Source organism: Alteromonas portus (assembly GCF_005117025.1).
Taxonomy (GTDB): domain Bacteria; phylum Pseudomonadota; class Gammaproteobacteria; order Enterobacterales; family Alteromonadaceae; genus Alteromonas; species Alteromonas portus.
Map to the genome: position 1 here is coordinate 190,523 of NZ_SWCO01000010.1, position 22,063 is coordinate 212,585.

Below are 22,063 nucleotides of genomic sequence, written 5' to 3' on the forward strand. Positions count from 1 at the left end.
CATCGTTATATTATTGCTAAGCGCTTTTTGCGCTTGCACAAATGTTTGTTACTCTTTGGCGCTTTATTTAATGCGCTTGTAGTACGCTCACTGCATACGCTTTGTTCGCTAAGCGCATACGCTATAAGTGCTCGTTCATAAGCACATATATAATTCATGTGAAATACACCAGTGTGTTTTCACCTACATTCAGAAAAAAGGCGACACATGAAGTTTTCACCTTCCTTATTACGCGGCACCCTAATAAAAAGGTACAAGCGATTTCTTGCCGATGTTGAGTTAGACGACGGTACCATTGTAACCGCACACTGCCCTAATACCGGTGCTATGACTGGCTGTGCTGAACCGGGTTACACCGTTTTTTTAAGTGAGTCTACCAACCCTAATCGAAAGCTTAAGTATACATGGGAGCTAGCCCAAACCTTCGACGGTCACTTCATCGGCATTAATACGCACAATGCTAATAAACTGGTGGCGGAAGCGCTAGATAACAAGGTGCTGAGTGAATTTTCAGATATAACCAATTGGAAAGCAGAAGTAACACCTCCAACCGCCAATAGCCGATTCGACTTTGCGTTAACACGTAAAAATGAAGAACATCAGAGTGTTACTGAGTATATGGAAGTTAAATCCGTCACCTTAGCTGACAAGAATAAAGGGTTCTTTCCCGATGCAGTCACTCAACGCGGCGCGAAGCACTGCTTGGAGCTTGCTCGGTTAGCGCAAAGCGGCATAAAAACAAGCTTGTTATTTTGCGTTCAGCATACCGCAATAGAAAGCGTTCAAGTGGCTGAACATATTGATCCAACTTATGCAGAAAGCGTAAAGATTGCCGCTAACGCTGGTGTAAGGGTTTTAGCGGCAAGCTGTATAATAGACGAACAAAAAATCCTATTAAATCAAACACTCCCTTTGATTTCGTAAAAAATAGGTTGATTTTTTTCAATTCGTCTTCATATTTGCGCCTTGTTTTAGTGGGAGAACGCACTAATGCGTTTGCTGGTAGCCAGCAAGTTAAATGACAAACACCTGGCTAATTTATGAATGCAATACACCAGCATAATAATTACATAGACACGATTGATTGCCTGAAGTTGTCGAGTCTGATATAGATATCGGTCCAATCAGGACAAGATGGATGTCGTAGTGTAGGAGATGTGGCAGATGCCAACAGGAAAAGAAACAAAATCCCTAGGACTATTAGCGCTGGCAGGTTTACAGCCGTATGAGCCTAAAGCTGACGAAGAGTACATGGGCGAGCCCCAAATGGAGCACTTCCGTCTATTGCTTAAAGCATGGCGCAACCAGCTTCGTGAAGAAGTTGATCGTACGGTAACGCACATGAAGGATGAAGCAGCAAACTTCCCTGATCCTGTAGACCGTGCAGCTCAAGAAGAAGAGTTCAGCCTTGAGTTACGTACACGTGATCGTGAGCGTAAGCTAATAAAGAAAATTGAAAAAACGCTTAAGCGAATTGAAGAAGATGATTTCGGCTTCTGCGATTCATGCGGTATCGAAATTGGTATTCGTCGCTTAGAAGCGCGTCCTACAGCAGATTTGTGTATCGACTGTAAGACCATGGCTGAAATTAAAGAAAAGCAACTTCAAGGTTAAGTTACACACCTCGATTAGTTGATATAGAAAGCCTCATCCCGAAAAGATGGGGCTTTTTGTTAAGCCTTTATTATGCATAATCACTATGTAGGGCGTTTTGCTCCCTCTCCATCAGGCCAACTCCATTTCGGTTCGTTAGTTACCGCTGTTGCCAGCTACCTGGATGCTAAGAGCCATAGCGGAAAATGGCTGCTTCGCATGGAAGATATAGACGAGCCTCGCTGTATTAAAGGTGTCGATAAAGACATACTCACCACGTTAGAAGCCCACGGCCTGCAATGGGACGGCGACGTCATCTATCAAAGCCAACAACATGCCCGCTATCAAGCGGTTCTCGATGACTTGCTTACACAAGAAAAAGCCTATTTTTGTACCTGCACACGTAAACAAATTAAGGCCATGGGCGGTGTTTATAACGGCCACTGTCGGACTGAGCCAGCGCACTCAGCTACACAGGACTGTGCCGTTCGCTTAAAAGTAGATACGCAACTTGAAGCCTTTAATGACGTGCTTATGGGCAAAGTTATGCCCTTTAGTTCAAACGCTGATTTAATAGCCGAAGACGTGGTGCTGAAACGACGAGATGGCTTGTTTTCATATAACCTTGTGGTCATTTTAGATGACGTATTTCAACAGGTTAACCATGTTATTAGAGGCTGCGATTTAATTGACGTGACGCCATTACAGAGCGCAGTATACCGCACGCTGGGTTACACTCCCCCTGAATACGGTCACGTGCCGGTAGCGGCTGTGGCACCTGGCAGAAAACTAAGTAAACAAAACCGTGCAGCGCCGGTTAAAAACGAAATAGCGCTTTGCAATATTGTGCGTGTGATGCACTTTTTGGGTTTTTCCTTTCCAAGTGCGTCAGAATTTGATGATATTGATTCAGCGCTTAAGACGGCTATTTCAATGTGGGATAGGAAAAAAGTAGTGAAAACACCCGAAATTATTGTTCCACAGCATGAATCCACTTATTATAGCGAACCTTTATAGTCTGCGGAGATACCATCATCATTCATCGTGTTTTTAAATCTGTTAAGCGCGCTTTTTCAAAAGAGAGTTCGTCTCCTAACGCTTTGAAGCCAAGGACTATGACCCGTGGAGAACACGGTATATCTCGCGAAGACGTAAGCGCAAATGCATTGAAAGTAATGTATCGCCTTAATGGAGCTGGCTTCGAATCCTATTTGGTAGGGGGCTGTGTACGCGACATTTTGATGGGTCACGAACCAAAAGATTTCGATGTGGTGACGAACGCCACACCTGAACAGATTAAAGGCTTGTTCAGAAATTGCCGCCTTATAGGCAGGCGCTTTCGCTTAGCCCATATTGTATTTGGCCGCGAAATCATTGAAGTAGCCACGTTCCGCGGGCATCACCAAGAGTCAGACGAAGACGAAAACCTTCCTAAAGGCAAAGCGGTTGCAAAGCGTGATGCTCACGGACAATTAGTTCGCGACAACGTATTTGGCACCATTGAAGAAGATGCTGAGCGCCGTGATTTTACCTTTAACGCCATGTATTACAGTGTGGCCGACTTTACGGTAAAAGACTTCGCGAATGGCTTAGCCGCTATAGAAAAACGAGAAGTTGAGCTTATTGGCGACCCGGAAACACGCTACCGTGAAGATCCAGTACGCATGCTGCGTGCAGTGCGCTTTGCCGTTAAGCTTGGCATGCGCATAGAAGCGAAAACCGCTGCGCCAATTAAATCTTTGGCCAACCTTTTACAGAACATTCCACCTGCGCGCTTGTTTGAAGAAACCCTTAAACTGTTTTTGTCGGGTAAGGGTGAAGAAACTTTCTTAATGCTGCACGAATACGGCTTAATAGAGCCATTATTCCCTCAGCTAACGCCGTTTTTAAAAGATGAAAACAGCCGAGAAATGCAGTTTGTACGTCGCGTACTTTCTAATACCGATGAGCGTATTAATAACGATCAGCGTGTGACACCAGCGTTCCTCTACGCCGCGCTACTGTGGTACCCGGTTGAAGAGCAGTCACAACGCTTACAAAGCGAGTCTGGCTTAAACGCTCACGATGCATTTAATATTGCATCAGGCGAGGTAATCGCACGTCAGACGCAGCGTATTATGATCCCGAAACGCTTTTCTACCGTGGTACGAGACATCTGGATTTTACAGCAGCGTCTACCAAAACGCTTTGGTCGTCGCGCCTTTCAATTACTTACGCACCCTAAATTTAGAGCTGGCTATGACTTTTTGCTTGCCCGTGGCCAAATTGAAGGTGGCGATCTATTAGAGCTAGCTCAGTGGTGGACTCACTTCCAGCACGCTGACAACGGTAAGCAGAAAGGTATGCTTAACGCCCTTCGCAAAAGCGAAGGCGGCGCAAAAGGTGCCCCGCGTAAGCGCAAGCGTAAACCAGCGAAACGAGGTCCTGATGCATAAAGAGCATGTGTACATTGGTGTAGGTAGCAACCTTGGCGATAGCCAAGGAAAAGCACAGCGCGCGTTTGATGCTATTCGCCAAATAGAAGACACCCGCGTACTTAAAACCTCTTCACTTTATTCTAGTAAACCGATGGGGCCGCAAGACCAACCTGACTATATTAACGCGGTATGCTTAATAGAGACCTCGTTAAAGCCACACGGCTTATTGAAGCAGCTGCAACGCATTGAGCTGGAAGAAGGTCGCGAGCGCAAAGGTGAGCGCTGGGGACCGCGCACGTTGGATTTGGATATTTTGTTGTACGGCAGCGAAACCATCGACACCGCAGACTTAATCATTCCCCATTACGGCATGGCAGAGCGTGAGTTCGTTATGGTGCCGTTGTTTGAAATTGCGCCCAATATGGTTATGCACGACGGCAAACCCATATCAGCGTGGGTCGCTAACTGCTCCTTAGACGGACTTCGTCGTCTGCGCTCTTCCAATTAGCGGCAAAATCCGTATAGTTCGCCACACGATATCAACAATATCAATCTGAGACATGTCATGAAGAAAGTAACTGTATCGGGCTTGCTTAAGAAAAAGCAGGCCGGGGAAAAGATCACCTCTTTAACCGCTTACGACGCCAGCTTCGCCAAAATGTTCGACGAACAAGGCGTTGACGCCCTTCTTATTGGCGACTCTTTAGGCATGGTTCTTCAAGGTGAAGACGACACCCTACCGGTAACCATCGATGACATAGCCTACCACACGAAAAGTGTGCGTCGCGGCACTGAACGCGCCTTCGTGTTGGCCGATATGCCGTTTATGTCTTATGCCACACCGGAGCAAACCTACGCCAATGCAGCAAAACTCATGGCTGCAGGTGCAAGCATGGTTAAGATGGAAGGCGGAAGCTGGTTATGCGACACCATAAAAGGCTTGAACCTGCGCGGCGTACCTGTGTGTGGCCATTTAGGCTTAACGCCTCAGTCAGTGCACGTATTCGGTGGGTTTAAAGTGCAAGGCCGCGAAGCGAGCCAAGCTGAAAAACTGTTAAGTGAAGCGAAAGCGCTGGAAGAAGCGGGTATTCAGTTATTGGTGCTTGAGTGCGTGCCTTCATCGCTAGGCAAAGCGGTTAGCGAAGCGCTAACCATACCGGTAATCGGTATTGGAGCAGGCAAAGATACCGACGGTCAAATTTTGGTGATGCACGACATGTTCGGCATCAGCGCGAACTACATGCCGAAGTTTTCAAAGAACTACCTAGTGGAAACTGGCGATATGCGCAAAGCCGTATCAAAATATATTGAAGATGTGCAAAGCGGTGCGTTTCCATCGGCAGAGCATAGCTTCGAGTAACGAGGTAAATTATGAAGGTGATTGATAGTATTTCGGCATTGCGCGACACCGTAAATACGTGGCGACGTAATGGTGAAACCGTGGGTTTTGTACCGACTATGGGCAACCTGCACGATGGTCATCTTAAACTAGTAAAAAAAGCGAAAGCGCACAACGACAAAGTGGTAGTTAGCATTTTTGTTAACCCCATGCAGTTTGGTGCGAATGAAGATTTAGACGCTTATCCACGTACCATTGAAGAAGACAAAGCTAAGCTTATTTCTGTGGGTGCAGATGCCGTGTTTCTTCCTAGCGTTGCAGAAATGTATCCAGCAGGTCTGGATGCGCAGACATTCGTTGAAGTACCCGGTATTTCCGACTCTCATTGTGGGGCAAGTCGTCCAGGCCATTTTCGCGGTGTCGCTACCGTAGTCACCAAGCTTTTCAACATGGTACAGCCAGACGATGCGTTTTTTGGTGAAAAAGACTTCCAACAGCTACAAGTTATTCGCGCTTTGGCTCGCGATTTATCAATGGCAGTGAAAGTTCACGGGGTGCCTACTGAGCGCGAAACGTCAGGCCTGGCAATGAGCTCTAGAAATGGCTACCTGACAGACGCAGAAAAAGCGACGGCGAGTGCTATTTTTGCAGAAATGCAGCGCTTAAAAGCGGGTATAGAAAGTGGTAACACCAACTTTGTTGAGCTTGAAAACATTATGGTCAGTAACCTTGAAGCGAAAGGCTTTAAGAAGGACTACTGTCAGGTAGTTAACGCCGCCACCTTTGAACCGGCTAGCGACAGCGACAAAGAATTAGTTCTGCTTGTTGCTATGTTTATGGGCAAGACGCGCTTAATTGATAATATGCAAATTACGCGAGATTAAGCGTAATACCAATCCTTGTGGATAATTTCGAACTACAAAAGAAAACGCCCGATGCAATGCTCCTAAACAGAGCCTGTATCGGGCGTTTTTTTGTGTGTTGCTGTTAACGTCAGCTTTTAGAGTCCGCTGTTAAGACGCAACGGTTTCTGTTTCGCGAACAAAATCCATTAGCTCTTTCCATGCCTGCGTCTCTTTCGCAATTAAGTGTTGCTCAGCCAAAATTGCTGCCAGGTCGTTATGGCTAGTCAGCGGATTCGCTAACACTACGCGAAATACAGTAATACACTGGGAAGGGTAATCAGGAGCTTCTAGGCGAGTACGAGACACAAAAGACTTACCTGCCTCACGCTGCTGCTTTTGTACCGCAACAACAAGGGCATCAATTTTCTCATTAATGGCATTGCGGGTTTTAGCATTCACATGCTTCAGCTTTTCCTGCACCTCAGCGGGACAAACGCGATAGGTCAACAGTGATAGAATGGGTGTGGTCGTCAATTCAAAGTCTTGGGCTTTATCAATCATCTGCGCAAAGTCTTTGGCTTTATCAATGCTGCGATCAATAAGCAGTTCATACCCTTTTCGACCGAATATATGCAGCGCCGAATACACCATCATGGCCATACCGTTACGAGAGCCTTCCAGCGTGGTAGCACCTAAATCTTTAGAGCCCGCACGCAGTATATACTGGGCGTGATGCCTTACCGCATTGGCATTTTGTGGGTCTTTGAAAAGCGCCATACCCGCGCCCATGGGCACATACATTTGTTTGTGTGCATCAATGGTGACAGAGTCAGCTCGCTCAATACCTTTTAGTCTGTCGCGATAACGCGCTGAGAATAGCGTTGCGCCGCCCCAAGCTGCATCCACATGGAACCAGCACCCCAACTCTTCGGCTACGTCAGCAAGCTCGTCTAGCGGGTCTACGTGCCCTGTTTCGGTGGTGCCGCCCACGCCAACGATAGCAAGAAGCTTATTGCCTTCCTCTTGATAGCGTTTACCAATGCGAAGGGCTTTCGCTGGGTCGAGGGTTTGTTTCGGTGCAGGCACAGTTAACAGTTGCTCGCGACCTAATCCCAATACATCCACAGCCTTTGAAAGCGAGTAATGGCCGCGCTTGCTACACATCACCCCTAAATTATTAATGCCGTAGTGGCGATAGGCAGCAGCAAGACCGGCTTTAGCCACGCCAGAAAACCCTTTTTGTGGACCAAGTAGTTTATTGCGAGCCACCCATAACGCGGTAATATTGGCAATGGTACCACCAGAGCAAAATGCCCCTAATGAATGGGCCGCACTGTGTAGATGATTGTCATAAAACCCCTGAGGCTGGTCGTACACAAGGTTGTGCATCATTCCCAGTACTTGACGTTCTAGTGGCGTGAAAGCTTTAGATGTTTCAATCTTAACCAGGTTTTGATTAAGGCCTACCATCAACTTAGAAAGCGGCAGGTGAAAATAAGGCAGCGCAGAGGTCATGTGACCGATAAACGTTGGCGAGTAAGTATTTACAGAGTGCGCAACGAGCTTATCGAGCAAGCTTTCAGCATGAGTAGAAACAAACTCAGGTGACTCAGGCACTTTGGAGTCTGAAAAGTCTTTTTCAATTTCTTCTAACGACGTCTTCTTTGTCACAACATGCTGCGACAAAAAATCTAAGATATTGTCAGATAAATGCTGCTCTATTTGAGCCAGCTTTGAGTCTTTGTGTTCAGGTTTGGTAAAGACCCTAAACAGGTGCTCTAAACTAACTTGCGCTTCACCCACTCAACACACCTCATACTTAAAACAATCACACATTTCGCTTACGTTTATTGGGCGAAATCAACAGGCGGTTTAGTAGGACACCGGCCTGACACTTACTTTTCCTTTTAGCCAATTAGCATGCAACACATCTATCTTACGATATTGAGTGGGGCTGTTTGACCGATATACCTAATATTAGTTAACGATATATCGGCAGGGCTATTGCGCGTTGACGCGGTCCATTCGTTGCCAAACCTGAAAACTTATCACAATACTTTCAGGGTGTCGCACTTTACATCAGATTGTAATGCTCGCCAAGAGGCAGAAACAGCCAATTCAGTGACTTGTGCAAAACATTCAGACTAGTTAGTCAATTTTTAAGAATAATGGGGTTATGCAAAAAGCCTATTTACTCTGTGTCACAAGCATTAACACCAAACCATACTTCTTTTGAATTAGTACCGCAAAATTTTGCACTCTCAACTATATTTAATTTATGAATAGTGTCGATGTGTCCCCTTCTATACCTATCAAGTGTAGGTGCAGAAAGCGTTTCGGTCACTATTAGATACACAATTGCAAGGAGGTCGGTTTATGCCCATACGCGAAATATCCGAGGATTTCTCCATAGAAGATATTGTTCCGTACTTTCAACCCATTGTAGATTTAAACAGTCACGGTGTATGGCGGTACGAGTGCTTGGCGCGTCTTATTACTCGAGGGGATAAAACTTTTCTTCCCAGCGAGTTTCTTTATCTTATTGAGCGAGAGCAGCATGTAAACACGCTTGCGGCGAGTATGTTTGTGCAATGTGCCAGTTACTTTCACGATGTAAATATCCCTTGGAATATCAATGTTACTGCTAAAGATTTGTATAACCAGGAGTTGACTAATACGCTCATCACCCACTTAGCAAGTTACCCTACCCCCGAGCGAGTAAGCATTGAAGTCAGCGCATCTACTGCTTTGTCTAACCCCAAAAACCTTACTGCGTTTATTGAAAAAAGTATGCACGCTGGCCTTGGCGTATTCATTGACAACGTTGGCTCTTGCCCTGGAAACATACGTGCGTTGATGAACCTACCAGTTCGCGGAATAAAGCTGGCCGGCGGGTTAATTAAACACTACGACGAGCAAGAAGCAGTGAGAGAATATGTAGATTATTTGCTTTCGCTGTGTGAACGCCACGGTGTAAGCACAATTGCAGAACATGTTGAAGATGAGGCGCATTTAGAACGCGTAAAACGCCTGCCCATTCGTTACGCACAGGGGTATGTGTTTAGCCCGCCCATGGCGAATGTGCGACCTGCCACGGCACGCCATTAATGGGCTAACTACAATGAGTTCAAAAGATACGGAGCGAGATCTTTATCTCGCCCCGCTATTATCAATTTCCTGCAGTCCTTGGTGTTATAGAAAGCTCAGCTTTCTTCACTACGGCAGTTAAGCTGCCAGCACGATTGACCACTCCCTCGGTACTTTCGCTCAAACGGCGTCATGTGATCATCGCCGGTGACTTCAGATAAATCTGACACCATGCCGTAATGTTTAGCCGCTTGTGCAAATTCCATTAGATAAATAAGCCAGTTACTACGCACCTCAATATTGGGGGTGATGGCCATCAGGTCTACCATGGCTGCACTACCATGCCAGCGCTTTTGAACTTGGGTCTTTTTAGGGTACGGATTGGGATACAGCAAAAAGTGCTGAGTCACGTTCCAATTAGACTGCTTTACTAAGCGCCAAAAGTCGTTCACATCGGCACGAATAACCCGATAGTTGTCTTGCTGTGCACTGTAATGATCATGTTTATCCACCCGCAGCGCCGACTTATCGACACCGATAACGCGCGCATTAGGGTTTGCTCTTGCAATATTCGCCGTACTTTCGCCAACGCCGCAGCATGAATCTAAAATGATCTCGCCGCTAAAGCCATCAAGCCACGCGCTGACATCATCAAACGCGGCTTGTGTATGGTCGCTAATAGGTCGCTTATTTTCACTCGCTTGGTACTTTTTCACTAAGTCGTCTAACTTATCGTGAATACCTACCTGTGATGTTGTGATTTCTCTAGAATTACCGCTGGCCATTAGCTACGAATACCTTTACCGGTTTTAAGCAAATAGTAGGCAACACTGAATAGCAGCGCGTTAAAGCCTACTAATAAAGTAAGCGATAAGGTTACGTTTACGTCAGAGACCCCCAAGAAGCCATAACGAAACCCGTTAACCATATACACAACAGGGTTTGCTTTACTTACCCATTGCCAAAATTCAGGCAGTAGCGATAAGGAATAAAACACGCCACCTAAGTAAGTTAACGGTGTTAATACAAACGTTGGCACCACGCTAATATCATCAAAGGTTTTCGCAAATACCGCATTGATCAAGCCTGCAGTTGCAAACAGGGTAGAAGTTAGTAACAACGTTAGCGCAATAATACCCAAGTTATGTATTTGTACATCAACGAAAAACAGCGACACCAAGGTAACGATAATACCTATAAGTATGGCGCGGGCCACGCCGCCGCCCACATACCCAAGAATGATGACCGAAGTGGGTACTGGTGATACCAACAGCTCTTCAATGTTGCGCTGAAACTTAGCACTAAAAAATGAAGAAGACACGTTGGCGTAGGAGTTTGTGATCACCGACATCATAATAAGGCCGGGCACAATAAACTCCATGTAAGTAAAGCCGCCCATTTCGCCAATTCGGTTGCCGATGAGGCTACCGAATATGACGAAGTACAAACTCATTGTAATAGCCGGCGGCACAAGGGTTTGTACCCATATGCGCAAAAAGCGCGTGCATTCTTTTATCCAAATAGTGGTTAGCGCCACATAGTTTTGCTTAAACCAACCCACATTTTCTTCTGTGTTCATTTGTGTACTTTCAGTTTTCATGTTCTTCACCTGCTATGGGTTTAGCCAGCTTGCTTCGCTGATTCAACTAAACGCACAAATAGCTCTTCAAGGCGATTTGATTTATTGCGCATGCTCATTACTTGAATACCCTTTTCACTTAGCTGTGTGAAAACCGGGTTCAACCCTTCCGTTTTCTCAACATCAACTTCAAGGGTGTGGTCGTCAATCACACGGTGTTCAAAGCCCGTTAGCAGGTTATCCGTATTCGACACACCATCTGGAATTTTGATATCCAATACAAAGGTTTCTAGACTTAATTTAGACAATAAAGCTTTCATGCTGGTGTTCTCGACAATGGTGCCCTTGTTAATAATGGCTATATTGCGACACAGCATCTCTGCTTCTTCAAGATAGTGGGTAGTGAGGATGATGGTAATTCCCTGACGATTAATTTCTTCCAAAAAACCCCACATTGAGCGGCGAATCTCAATATCTACGCCCGCGGTTGGCTCATCTAAAATAAGCAATTTCGGCTCATGCATGAGTGCTCGAGCAATCATCAGTCTTCGCTTCATACCACCCGATAGCTCACGCGCGCGGGCATCGCGTTTTTCCCACAGGTCAAGCTGAGCAAGGTATTTTTTAGCGCGCTCTTTCGCGATACTGCGAGGTACGCCGTAGTAACCTGCCTGATTCAATACAATTTGAAGTACAGTTTCAAACTGGTTGAAGTTGAACTCTTGTGGCACCAGACCAATGCAGGCTTTAGCTTGCTCTTTTTGCGTTGTAAGGTCGTAACCAAACACCGAAACACTGCCCGTAGTTTGATTAACGAGTGAACTGATAATACCAATGGTGGTAGATTTACCCGCCCCATTTGGGCCAAGTAATGCAAAGAAGTCTCCTTCTTGTACTGTAAGGTCGACGCCTTTTAGTGCCTGTACGCCACCTTTGTAGGTTTTGGTTAACCCTTTAATGTCCAACGCTTTCATGATTTGCCCGTAGTGAGAGTGTGATCGCTAAGACGTATTGACCTTTGATGCAAACCAAAGGTCAGCACGCCCTAATTAACTTTAGTGAGATGCAGTTAGCTGTCGCTAACAACGTACAACCAACGAAGTGTAACCTAGTTCATGCTATTAAATGAATACACTCGCGTTTAGTGGTTACTTTAAACAGTTTAAACTTTCGTCTTCTAAATGAGAGCGGAAACACCGTTTTTCAACCCCAACAAAAAAGCGCCGCGTACCGTTGGGGTAGCACGCAGCGCAAAGGGTAGCTTAATACCGGTCTGCATAGATAATTGCCCGCTTAGAAGGCGCTGGCAAGTTACCTAGCAAAGCGTGGGAATGCAGAAATGGCTCTACAGAGCAATCCGCCTCACTTGTTTAGCACTTAAAAAAAGCCGTGCGCTAAACTCGACGGACAAATGCTATTAAACCCGTTATTCATGGCAGAAAAAGCGCGTAATTGTGGAAATGTGGTGGTGATTTAGCGTGCCCTTAGATTTAGCACGTTAAGCTGCTCGCCGAGCTTTATATTAATCCGCGCTTCGGGACGTTGTGGGGGTCTGTCTCAAGGTTAAAGTTCACGATGCGCTCCTCAAATATGGCGTAAATGAGGCAGGCTTGAGGATTTTATGCCGAACTTAGGCAATAGCTGCCAATCATAGGTATAGTGTGCGTTCTATCAGAATAATATTTGCGGGTTAATGTATGCCAAAGACAATTGCATTAGTGGAAGATGACGCGGCCATTCGCGAAAATTACATTATGGCGCTTAAAGCGCAAGGCTATAGCGTGAATGCCTATGAGGACAGGCCTTCTGCTGCTGAAGCGTTTAACCACACCTTACCCGACTTAGCCATTATCGATATTGGTTTGAAAGATGAAATTGAGGGGGGCTTTATGCTGTGCCAGCAACTGCGAGGCCTGTCACAAACCCTACCTATCATCTTTTTTACTGCACGAGATAACGATGTAGACACTATCAGCGGCCTTAGAATGGGCGCGGACGACTACCTGACTAAAGATATCAGCATGGCTCACCTGCTAGCACGCATTGCGGCCTTGTTCAGGCGTACAGACTTACTTGCTGCTCCCTCAGAGCAAAAAGATGAGCTAAAAGTAGGCGACTTAAAAGTAGACGTGTCGAGAATGACGGTAAGCTGGCAGAACCAGCCCGTTTTATTAACGGTCACAGAGTTTTGGATGCTGCATGCGCTCATTAAGCGCCCTGGTCATGTGAAAAGTCGCCAACAGCTCATGGATGAGTCTAGAATGGTAGTGGACGACACCACTATTACTTCACATATTAAACGTATGCGTAAGAAGTTTGTTCAGCTTGACCCAAACTTCGATCATATCGACACCGTGTACGGCATGGGGTATCGCTGGCAGCTGTAGCTGGCTTTCGACAAAGACAGCGTTTCGTCTGATTAAATGATAAGGGCAACCGACTAAAAACATGGGATTTCGCTTTTCTATTCGTTTGCAGCTTATGGTGCTGTCGCTGTTCTTATTCACCATTCCCTACTTGGGTTATAACTATGTGTGGGAGCTTGAGCAGTATCTGCGAAACGGTCAAGAACAAACCATGATTGGCACAGCGCGAGCTGTTGCCACTGCACTTCACGAGCGTCCCGCTTTATTTGATCGCCAATCGGCATATCTTCAAGACGTACGCCCAGGAACAGATCTATACGCGCCGCCTATCCCGTCCCCCATTCGACTTGATGGCGAACTTAACGACTGGCAGCAAGTCAGCGAGTTAATGAGTGAGTATGGCAGTGGCGAAGTTATTGAGTATTACAATGACTATGCGGGAGAACCCACCAGCTTGTCGTTTAAGCATATGGTGGGGCGCTATGGTCAATTTCTATATGCCATGTTTGAAGTGAGCGATGACGTGCTGCTTTGGCGGCAACCCAATAGTTTAAGTGTGGAGACAGGCGACCACTTACTTGTGGGCATGGAAACCCCACAGGGTGAATTAGCAAGATATGTTGTTGCACCGTACGAAAGTGGCTGGGTAAACGCGTACAAGCTCGCAGATAACACACCGACAACAAGGGCAGTAGAGAATGCCCTTTCTATTCAAGGTCGCTGGCAAGAGACAGCTACGGGCTACAACATTGAACTGCGCTTTCCGCTATCTATGACCACAGGTGGCCTCGCATTTTCCATTGTCGATGTAGACGACAGGGCAAGTCGATTGAAGCAGTACGCCTTAGGTACGGCGAACACAAAAGAACTTGCTGAACTAGGCACTGTTATCACCCCTTCTCCTGAAATCGAGCGTATTCTGGCAGGTTTAAAATATGCAGATTCAAGGGTTTGGGTTGTAGATAAGCACAAGCGGGTACTCGCCCGCGCTGGTGACATTCAATCGGCCACAGGCATTGAAGTAGATGAAAAAGAAACGTCTTCCAATGCTGTTTGGAATTGGATAGAAAGTGAGTGGTTACTTCCGCTATATTATCAAATTCTAACCCAACCACCTGCCGACTTTATTGACGAGCTAGACGATGCTTATGCTTTGGTAGGGCAGGATTTAGGCACGGCGCTGAATGGCCAACCCGATTCACTATGGCGTTTGTCACCCGATAACAAAGCCATAGTACTCTCCGCTGCCTACCCAATTTTTATTGAAGGAAACGTTATGGGTGCGGTTATTGTAGAGCAAACCACTAACGGTATTCGTACGTTGCGGAACCGGGCGTTAGAACAGCTCTTTCACGTGATTTTAGCAGTGATGACCATAGGTACATTAGGGTTACTGCTGTTCGCTACGCGAATTTCAAACCGCATTCGCTCCCTTCGCGATAACACCGAAGCGGTGATAGATGATAATGGCAAAATCATTGGAACCCTGCCGGTATCAAGTCAGCGTGATGAAATTGGTGATTTATCCCGTTCATTTGCGGATGTGCTTTCACGGTTACAGCAGTACAACTCCTATTTAGAAAACATGGCATCTCGCTTGTCTCACGAACTTAGAACGCCCATTGCCGTGGTAAAATCGTCGCTGGATATGCTGACTCAGGTGAATGACGCCGACCAACAATCCGTTTTTGTTGAGAGGGCGCAATCAGGGGTGAACCGCCTAAGCACAATATTAAACAGTATGAGTGAAGCGACACGATTAGAGCAGGCCATTGAACAGGAAGACTTAGAAACCTTTAATATTATTAAAGTGATTGATGGATGTGTTGAGGGTTATCAGCACGCTTATGCACAAAGGAAGTGGACCTTTATCTCTACTGACAACAGCTTACTAATCAACGGCTCCCCTGAACTTATCGCTCAACTGTTCGACAAGATTGTTTCAAACGCGGTCGACTTTAGCAAAGACAATGATGAGATTATTGTGAAACTAGAAAAGCACGACAAATCCGCGTTGCTATCTGTAAGCAATCCAGGGCCTTTGCTTCCTAAAGGAATGAAGAACCAGCTTACCCAGTCCATGGTGTCAGTAAGAAAAGAAAACGATGTACAAAACGCCGGGCACTCTCCTCATTTAGGACTTGGGCTTTATATCGCAAATATCATAGCTACTTTTCATAAAGGACAGCTTTTATTAAACGACAGGGAAGATGGTACGGGCGTTATCGTTACCGTGAGTCTGCCACTTTAAGTTCCAACAAGAAAAATTAGTAAGAGCAACACCTAAATATACGGTTTGTGATGATTTTTCATAATGAATTTTTCCGCAACACAACCTATCCAAAACAGCAAGCCTCAGAAATATAAAGAAAAATTTAATTAAGCTTTACTAAAATCTCCCTTAAAAATATTAAATGAGAATGTTTATTATTAACATTTACAAAAATTTACTAATCTCATACACTTCGTCATCCTTACACACTCAAGGGAAACAGGATGAAAAACACTAAACTAACTATGGGCGCACAAACCATTGCCGCAGCTTTGGCATTTGGTAGTGGCGCAGTAATGGCACAGGAAGAAGTAGAAACGTGCAGCGACGTAACGTCAGCTGAATGCAAAGCGGCATCTGACGAAGCCATAGAACTGATTAAAATTCACGGCGTACAGCAATCTATCTACCGTTATAATAAATCTGGCGATCCTCGTCGCTTAGCCGACCTGGTTGATACACCACAAACCATTAGTGTTCTTACTCAAGACCAAATTCAAGAAAGCGGTAGAACAGACTTAAAAGACATACTGCAAGCACAGGCAGGCGTAACTTTAGGTACGGGTGAGAATGGTAATGCTTTTGGTGACCGCTATATTATTCGTGGTCACGAAGCGCGTAGTGATGTGTTTGTTGATGGCCTGCGCGACCCTGGCATGACAACTCGCGAAAGTTTCGCAACCGAGCGTGTTGAAATTACAAAAGGTCCAAGCTCAACCTTTGCTGGCCGTGGCTCTTCAGGTGGTGCTGTTAACTCTATCACCAAAAAAGCCTCTACCGCTTATAACTTTGGCCGTGTTGATGCTGCTGTTGGTACCGATGAGCACACCCGTTTAACCGTCGATTTAAACAAAACCTTAACTGAAACCAGCGCGGTGCGCTTAAACGGACTTTACTCGTCAGAAGATAAGCCAGGCCGTGAGGGTATCGAGCGCGACCGCGAAGGTGTGCAGCTTTCATATGTCAATCAGCCTACTGACCGCTTGTCTTTTACTGGCGATATTTATTACCTGAACGCTGAAGATATTCCTGATTTAGGTAGCTACTACGACAGCGAAGCTGGTTATCCGCTAGAAGATATCCCTGTATACGCACAAGACGAAGACTTCCAAAACTCGGAAGTGACCACATTCACCTTGCGTACTGAGTACGACATCAGTGATAACGTGCGTTTTTACAACGCAACCCGTGTAGGTAAAACGGAAAACGAATACATTACAACGGGTATGCGTGGTACAAACCGTGATGCGACAGACCCTACTGCCCCAGGTGCATACACACTATCGTTAAGCAACCACCAAGGTTGGCAGGAAGTTGATTACGTAACTACACAGTTTAACCTTTTCTGGGATACTGCCTTTGCAGGCGTTGATCACCGCTTTGTATTCGGTTTTGAATATACAGACGAGTCAGTAGACAACGGTGTGTTCAATATGGATTACACTAACCCATCGAATTGCTTAACCAGCGGGCGTCGTGGCGTATCTGAAAGCTATTGCTTATTAGATGGCGAAGGCAACATGGTTGATAACATCAACTCGCTAATGGGTAAAGCTTATACCCGCGGTGATGCTGATGCGCTATTCGACATTGAAACTTACTCACTGTACGTAATGGACACTTTTGAGCTTACCGATAACTTTAATGTTTTCGCCGGTCTTCGCGTAGATAGCTACGACTATAGCAACCAAACTTCTAGTGACCTTTACGAGTTCTCAGACGAGTTGTACAACGGCCATTTAGGGTTGGTTTACGATGTAACTGAAAACGGCAACATTTATGCTTCTTACAGCACGGCGACCAATATAAACGGCGGTGAGTCTGACCTTGGCGCAAACTGTGGTTACGGTGGCATCTGCGGTACGCCAGAGCAAGCTTCTCAAGCTGATCCAGAGCAGGTAGAAAACATCGAAATTGGTACTAAGTGGTCACTGTTTGACGAGAAGCTTGTGGCAAACGCGGCACTATTTCGCATTACTAAAAGTGATGTACACGAGAGTGTAGGTGATGCTTATTCAACGCTAGGTACGTTAAATACTGGTGAAAACCGTGTAGAAGGTATTGAGTTCGGTTTAAGCGGTGATATTACGGATAAGCTTAGCATTCAGGCGTCTGCTGCATTGATGGATTCTGAGATTCTTGAATCTTACAGCGAAGATAATATCGGCCTAGCGCTAAGTAACTTCGCAGACGAAAGCTTCTACGTTCAAATGCGCTACCAGCCTAATGAGAAGTTCGCCTTTGGTGGAGACTACAGCTATCAATCAGAAATGTATGGTGGTCAACCAGATACTGCAGCGGGCTATAACGCTGAAACCGGTGAGTACTCCATCGTAGTTCCTGACTATCAAGTGGTTAACCTATTCGCTAACTACTACCACTCAGAGTCACTGACTTTCCGTGTTAACATTGGAAACTTATTTGACGAAGAATACTGGACGGCAGCCTACCGTTCTGGCGCCTTCATGTATATCGGTGATGGTCGCAACATTACAGGTACCGTTAGCTACGAATTTTAATGCTAGCATGACCTAGGCAGACAACTGCCTAGGTCTTTTTATATTAAAAACACTCTTACAAGCGTTGAAAACATGATTATTATTGATGACTTATTGACAAAGAATGAAGTTGCTCAGTTTCGTCAGCAGCTTTCTAACGTTCCTTTTGTTGATGGCAAGAACACAGCGATGGGCATGGCTGCAGGCGTCAAAAATAATGGCCAAGCGGACGCACAAGACAAGCGTGTTCAACAGCTTGCTAACCTATTGTTGAGTAAGTTGGGCAATCATCCCAAAGTTATCTCTGCTGCCCTGCCCCAACGCATTTTTCCACCTTGCTTTAATCGCTACAGTAAGTCACAAACCTACGGCTATCATGTAGACGCCGCCATCATGCGTATCCCTAATACGCCCGATGTTTTACGCAGCGATATGTCGATGACTATCTTTCTTACTGACAAAGACCAGTACGAAGGCGGAGAGCTTGTTATACAAACAGGATTTGGCGAGCAAAAAGTTAAATGCGATGCGGGAAGCGCCATACTTTATCCGTCATCAAGTCTTCACAAAGTGACGCCTGTCACCAAAGGCGAGCGTATTGCCGCTATCACTTGGCTGCAAAGTATGGTGAGCGACCAGCAAATGCGTGAAACGCTTTTCCAGCTAGACCAAAGCATTCAGTCACTGGTTAACGCAGGCACCGCTGAGCGAGAGCAGCTTGATGGACTTCATCATGTTTACCACAACCTAGTAAGAAAGTTCTCTCAGCTTTAACTACTATTCACCACAAGCACAATCTGACACAAGTACAAGCGCGACATTTGTCTGGGGTTGAAATAAAGTCGAAGTCGACAAGGTCTTATACTAAAGATGTAACGCAGTTGTATATTACTGGGTTTATTCTATGGTTAAGTCAACTGACGTCTTCTTTAAATGCTTTGTGCCGTGGTACTTGAATGAAATACAAAACAATTTTTAGCGCCCTTCTTCTTATGGCTTGTTCAAGTATGGCATTGGGACAAGATGAGCAAACCGCAACGTTTTCTATAACGCTGAACGATAGCGATGGCGTCCCCGTCGATAACGGCGTGTTTCTTTTTGAGCCTCAGTTCGAGGTAGAGGCGCATCAGATGCCGCAACAAGAACCAGCCATAATGAATCAAATAGATAAACAGTTTGAACCTCACGTGCTTGTAGTAAAAGCTGGCACAGAAGTAACCTTCCCTAATGCAGATAACTTGTTTCACCACGTCTATTCTTTTTCTCCCACAAAGCAATTCGAACTTAAGCTTTATAAAGAGTTTACTGCAGAGCCTTTGCGCTTCGACACTGCCGGTGTCGTTGATATTGGCTGCAATATCCACGACTGGATGCTGGGGTATATCGTTGTTTCGGATTCTCCTTATTTTGGAAAAACTGATAGCAAGGGCCAGTCTTTTATTTCACTTCCCCATGGTGAATACACTGTACGCTTTTGGCATCCGCAAGTAGAAGGTGAAAAAGCGTTCCCATCACAATCCATCGCTGTGAATGCCGACACTGAAGTAACATGGGCACTTGGTACAACCATTGTTAGTGATGATGGCTTTGATTCTGGCTTTGGCGATTATTAATGCGGTTTACCACTCAACTATTAACGCTATTTTCATTGGCGTTTTCTATAGCTAGTTACGCAGACACAGATTTTCTATTTCGTGGAACATGGACATTACAAGAGAATACGCAAAGCTTCCAAAACTTTGGCAGGAACCACCAACGGTATGACGGTAACGGTGTGCGCCTCTCTCAAGCCGTTATATCAACAGATCAGCGTTTGACTAATGATTGGACTTTATCTGGTGTTTTAAACGCTTACAGTGACGGTGAAGAACGACTCAACTTTTCTCAGCTATATTTGAAATATCGGCCGCTTAGTGCGTCTTCGATAAAGCCTGAAGTAAAAGTTGGAGCATTCTATCCGGCCATTTCTGCTGAAAATACTGACTTTGGGTGGCTGTCACCTCACTTCCTGACTAACTCAGCCATAAACAGTTGGATAGGTGAAGAACTAAGAACAGGTGGGCTTGAGATAAGTCTTCGGCAAAATGGCAGACAAGTACGAAGCAACTGGTCGTGGAAAGTATTGGGCAGCGTTTTTAAAGGTAACGATAGCACTGGAACACTGCTCTCTTGGCGAGGCTTCGCACTTCACGACAGACAATCGCTTTACAACGATAGGGTGAATTTTTTGCCCATTCCAGGTGTAATCGATGAAGAAAGGCTGGATGCTCCTGCATGGACCGAACCCTTTAGAGAAATAGACAATCGCTTTGGCTATTATTTCGGGGCACACGTGGCGTACAAGCGCAGCGCCGAAATGCGCTATTACTATTACAATAACAATGCAGATGCCAATGTTGTTGACCCTGACCGCATTTATGCATGGCATACACGCTTTCATTCGATAACGCTTCGCTATATGCCCCGCTCCGAATTAACACTGTTCTCCCAGGTTCTCTATGGCGACACCCTAATGGGAGAAAAAATCGTTGATAATGACTTCGCAAGTGCTTATGTTGCCGCAGCGTTAGATTTAAATACGGTGGGACTTAAAGACTTAACCGCGGCAGTTCGTATGGACTGGTATCGCGTCATTGATAATGACAACACAATGTACGACCCAAACGGTAGTCGAGGTAACGCCTATACAATTAGCGTAAAGTACGACATTACCTCTCGCTTTTCAGTAACGACAGAATGGCAATTAAACTCAGGCGATCAAGAAAATTTGCGCTTCTTTCAGCCTAGTGAGAATTTCACAGAACACCTCTTTCAAGTGGCGTTAACCGCAACACTCTGAACTATAGCTTTTTAAAGCTCAGTCTGGCGAAATCTAACTTTCGGCAACCTCGATTAAGTCAAATTTCGTCTCACTGTCTCCTTTAACCATCACCTGGCATTGCCCCCAACTTTGTGGAATATGCCAAACATGAGCCTCGGCAACGGTGAACTTTTCTCGGTGGGAGTCGCAGCGAACTTCTACAGTATCAAGCTCACCTTGTATGTTATTAAAAGCAAACTTGTTTCTTACCAGGGTGTGGAACCATCGTCCGTTGTCTCCCATGCTCACAGGTACCTGCAGGTTTTTCCCAGACGCAATGAAAGTTTCGATCTGATTTATAATTGCAGCAGACTCGTCGATACGTGATTGTTGCTCATCCATTTCTTGAAGTGCGCTGTAAGACTTCATGGCATCTGCAAAATATCCGCGCTGCGTATCTAGAAGGATTTTTCTTTGAAGCACATAAGCTACGTAGTCGTCATCGAACACGGCATTGTCGAAGCGCTTTTGTCCATTGCTAGCAAGCAACCGCGTTAGGCTTCTCGCTTCTCTTTCGATGTCGCCTTTAGCACCTGCAATCTGTGCGTCCAGACTCAGCAACCACGCATTCTCGTATCGGTTTAACGTGTCCCAGCCTAGTAGCTCGTTTAGAGCTTCCTCTGCCGCTTCTACGTCTCCCGCGTTGAATATTTCATCTACGTTTTTATAGGCTTTAATAAATTTACGAGTGGCGCCCGTTTTTCCGACCAATGCGAAATCCATTTGAACAGCTTGGTGACACTGTTGAGTAGGCTCGCCATCTTTTATCGCTGGCTCATACTGCCACTTCTTAACGGCTGATAGTGCACTTCGCTTAAAAGCAGGACTTCCGAAGAAATCTTCGACCACAGGATCTTTCACTCTGCCTTCTTCATCAATAACATAGCTCAGCCTAACCCAGCCTTCACGGCCTTTCCTCGCTGCAGAAGAAGGATATCTAGGATCAACGCGCTCTAACGGGGACGCGGGTTTAAATGCACTTATGCGCTCAACTTCATTAAGTTTCGCTGCTGCTAGTGCTTTCTCTTCAACTTCATCGCAGGGAATACTAAGTTCTTGTGCAGTGGCGCTTGTGATACCTACCGAAAGAAGCAACGCCGCTAAAGCAATCGACTTTTGCTTTGCCGCGTGGTCTCGCAAAGAAAGTTGCTCAATAGCGCCGGTAGAAATCGAAAGTTTTGTCAATACGGCCTTGAACATGTCTATC

Annotated in this window: 19 protein-coding genes; 14 read left to right on the plus strand and 5 right to left on the minus strand. The window is 45.7% G+C overall.

The window, feature by feature from the left end; all coding sequences use genetic code 11:
* Positions 1-207 precede the first annotated feature (207 nt).
* The 7 genes from sfsA (at position 208) to panC (ending at position 6,233) form a co-directional block, all read left to right on the plus strand.
* Positions 208-924: a DNA/RNA nuclease SfsA gene (gene sfsA, locus E5672_RS17570; RefSeq protein WP_136783415.1), complete on the plus strand. Its 717-nt coding sequence runs from the start codon at positions 208-210 to the stop codon at positions 922-924.
* Positions 925-1,164: 240 nt separating this feature from the next.
* Complete coding sequence (dksA, locus tag E5672_RS17575; protein ID WP_025257553.1) at positions 1,165-1,614, plus strand: RNA polymerase-binding protein DksA; 450 nt, start codon at positions 1,165-1,167, stop codon at positions 1,612-1,614.
* A gap of 72 nt (positions 1,615-1,686) precedes the next feature.
* Positions 1,687-2,610: a tRNA glutamyl-Q(34) synthetase GluQRS gene (gluQRS, locus tag E5672_RS17580; protein WP_136783416.1), complete on the plus strand. Its 924-nt coding sequence runs from the start codon at positions 1,687-1,689 to the stop codon at positions 2,608-2,610.
* Between the two features lie 98 nt (positions 2,611-2,708).
* Positions 2,709-4,028, plus strand: coding sequence for a polynucleotide adenylyltransferase PcnB (pcnB, locus tag E5672_RS17585; protein WP_136783417.1), 1,320 nt, complete (start codon positions 2,709-2,711; stop codon positions 4,026-4,028).
* The gene (folK, locus tag E5672_RS17590; protein ID WP_136783418.1) at positions 4,021-4,518 is read left to right on the plus strand and encodes a 2-amino-4-hydroxy-6-hydroxymethyldihydropteridine diphosphokinase; all 498 of its coding nucleotides are present in this window, start codon (positions 4,021-4,023) and stop codon (positions 4,516-4,518) included. The genes pcnB and folK overlap by 8 nt, the downstream gene beginning before the upstream one ends.
* A gap of 57 nt (positions 4,519-4,575) precedes the next feature.
* Positions 4,576-5,370 (plus strand): 3-methyl-2-oxobutanoate hydroxymethyltransferase, encoded by a 795-nt coding sequence (panB, locus tag E5672_RS17595; RefSeq protein WP_014977593.1) that lies wholly within the window; start codon positions 4,576-4,578, stop codon positions 5,368-5,370.
* 11 nt (positions 5,371-5,381) lie between these two features.
* On the plus strand, positions 5,382-6,233 hold the full coding sequence (gene panC, locus E5672_RS17600) for a pantoate--beta-alanine ligase (protein ID WP_136783419.1): 852 nt from the start codon (positions 5,382-5,384) through the stop codon (positions 6,231-6,233).
* A 129-nt stretch (positions 6,234-6,362) separates the two neighbouring features.
* Here panC and panP read toward each other — a convergent pair whose 3' ends face one another.
* Entirely contained in the window at positions 6,363-7,997 is a 1,635-nt protein-coding gene (panP, locus tag E5672_RS17605; RefSeq protein ID WP_136783420.1) for a pyridoxal-dependent aspartate 1-decarboxylase PanP, read from the minus strand.
* A 573-nt stretch (positions 7,998-8,570) separates the two neighbouring features.
* On the opposite strand from panP, the gene E5672_RS17610 reads away from it, so the two are divergent.
* Positions 8,571-9,302 (plus strand): EAL domain-containing protein, encoded by a 732-nt coding sequence (locus E5672_RS17610; RefSeq protein ID WP_136783421.1) that lies wholly within the window; start codon positions 8,571-8,573, stop codon positions 9,300-9,302.
* Positions 9,303-9,397: 95 nt separating this feature from the next.
* On the opposite strand, the gene trmB is transcribed toward E5672_RS17610, so the two are convergent.
* The 3 genes from trmB to E5672_RS17625 are packed head-to-tail and all read right to left on the minus strand — an operon-like array spanning position 9,398 to position 11,834.
* A complete protein-coding gene (trmB, locus tag E5672_RS17615) occupies positions 9,398-10,066 on the minus strand; it encodes a tRNA (guanine(46)-N(7))-methyltransferase TrmB (RefSeq protein ID WP_136783422.1) in 669 nt (222 codons plus the stop codon).
* Entirely contained in the window at positions 10,066-10,881 is an 816-nt protein-coding gene (locus E5672_RS17620; protein ID WP_205676508.1) for an ABC transporter permease, read from the minus strand. Before E5672_RS17620 ends, trmB begins: the two co-directional genes overlap by 1 nt.
* A gap of 20 nt (positions 10,882-10,901) precedes the next feature.
* Positions 10,902-11,834 (minus strand): ABC transporter ATP-binding protein, encoded by a 933-nt coding sequence (locus E5672_RS17625; RefSeq protein WP_136783423.1) that lies wholly within the window; start codon positions 11,832-11,834, stop codon positions 10,902-10,904.
* Between the two features lie 723 nt (positions 11,835-12,557).
* On the opposite strand from E5672_RS17625, the gene pdsR reads away from it, so the two are divergent.
* The 6 genes from pdsR to E5672_RS17655 all read left to right on the plus strand — a co-directional run bounded on the left by pdsR (position 12,558) and on the right by E5672_RS17655 (position 20,835).
* The gene (pdsR, locus tag E5672_RS17630; RefSeq protein WP_049588993.1) at positions 12,558-13,247 is read left to right on the plus strand and encodes a proteobacterial dedicated sortase system response regulator; all 690 of its coding nucleotides are present in this window, start codon (positions 12,558-12,560) and stop codon (positions 13,245-13,247) included.
* A gap of 61 nt (positions 13,248-13,308) precedes the next feature.
* Entirely contained in the window at positions 13,309-15,477 is a 2,169-nt protein-coding gene (gene pdsS / locus E5672_RS17635) for a proteobacterial dedicated sortase system histidine kinase (RefSeq protein WP_136783424.1), read from the plus strand.
* A 245-nt stretch (positions 15,478-15,722) separates the two neighbouring features.
* A complete protein-coding gene (locus E5672_RS17640; RefSeq protein WP_136783425.1) occupies positions 15,723-18,017 on the plus strand; it encodes a TonB-dependent receptor in 2,295 nt (764 codons plus the stop codon).
* Between the two features lie 72 nt (positions 18,018-18,089).
* A complete protein-coding gene (locus E5672_RS17645) occupies positions 18,090-18,770 on the plus strand; it encodes a Fe2+-dependent dioxygenase (RefSeq protein WP_136783426.1) in 681 nt (226 codons plus the stop codon).
* A gap of 182 nt (positions 18,771-18,952) precedes the next feature.
* A complete protein-coding gene (locus E5672_RS17650) occupies positions 18,953-19,609 on the plus strand; it encodes a methylamine utilization protein (RefSeq protein ID WP_136783427.1) in 657 nt (218 codons plus the stop codon).
* Positions 19,609-20,835 (plus strand): porin family protein, encoded by a 1,227-nt coding sequence (locus E5672_RS17655; protein ID WP_136783428.1) that lies wholly within the window; start codon positions 19,609-19,611, stop codon positions 20,833-20,835. Before E5672_RS17650 ends, E5672_RS17655 begins: the two co-directional genes overlap by 1 nt.
* Before the next feature lie 33 nt (positions 20,836-20,868).
* On the opposite strand, the gene E5672_RS17660 is transcribed toward E5672_RS17655, so the two are convergent.
* Entirely contained in the window at positions 20,869-22,056 is a 1,188-nt protein-coding gene (locus E5672_RS17660; protein WP_136783429.1) for an energy transducer TonB, read from the minus strand.
* Positions 22,057-22,063 lie beyond the last annotated feature (7 nt).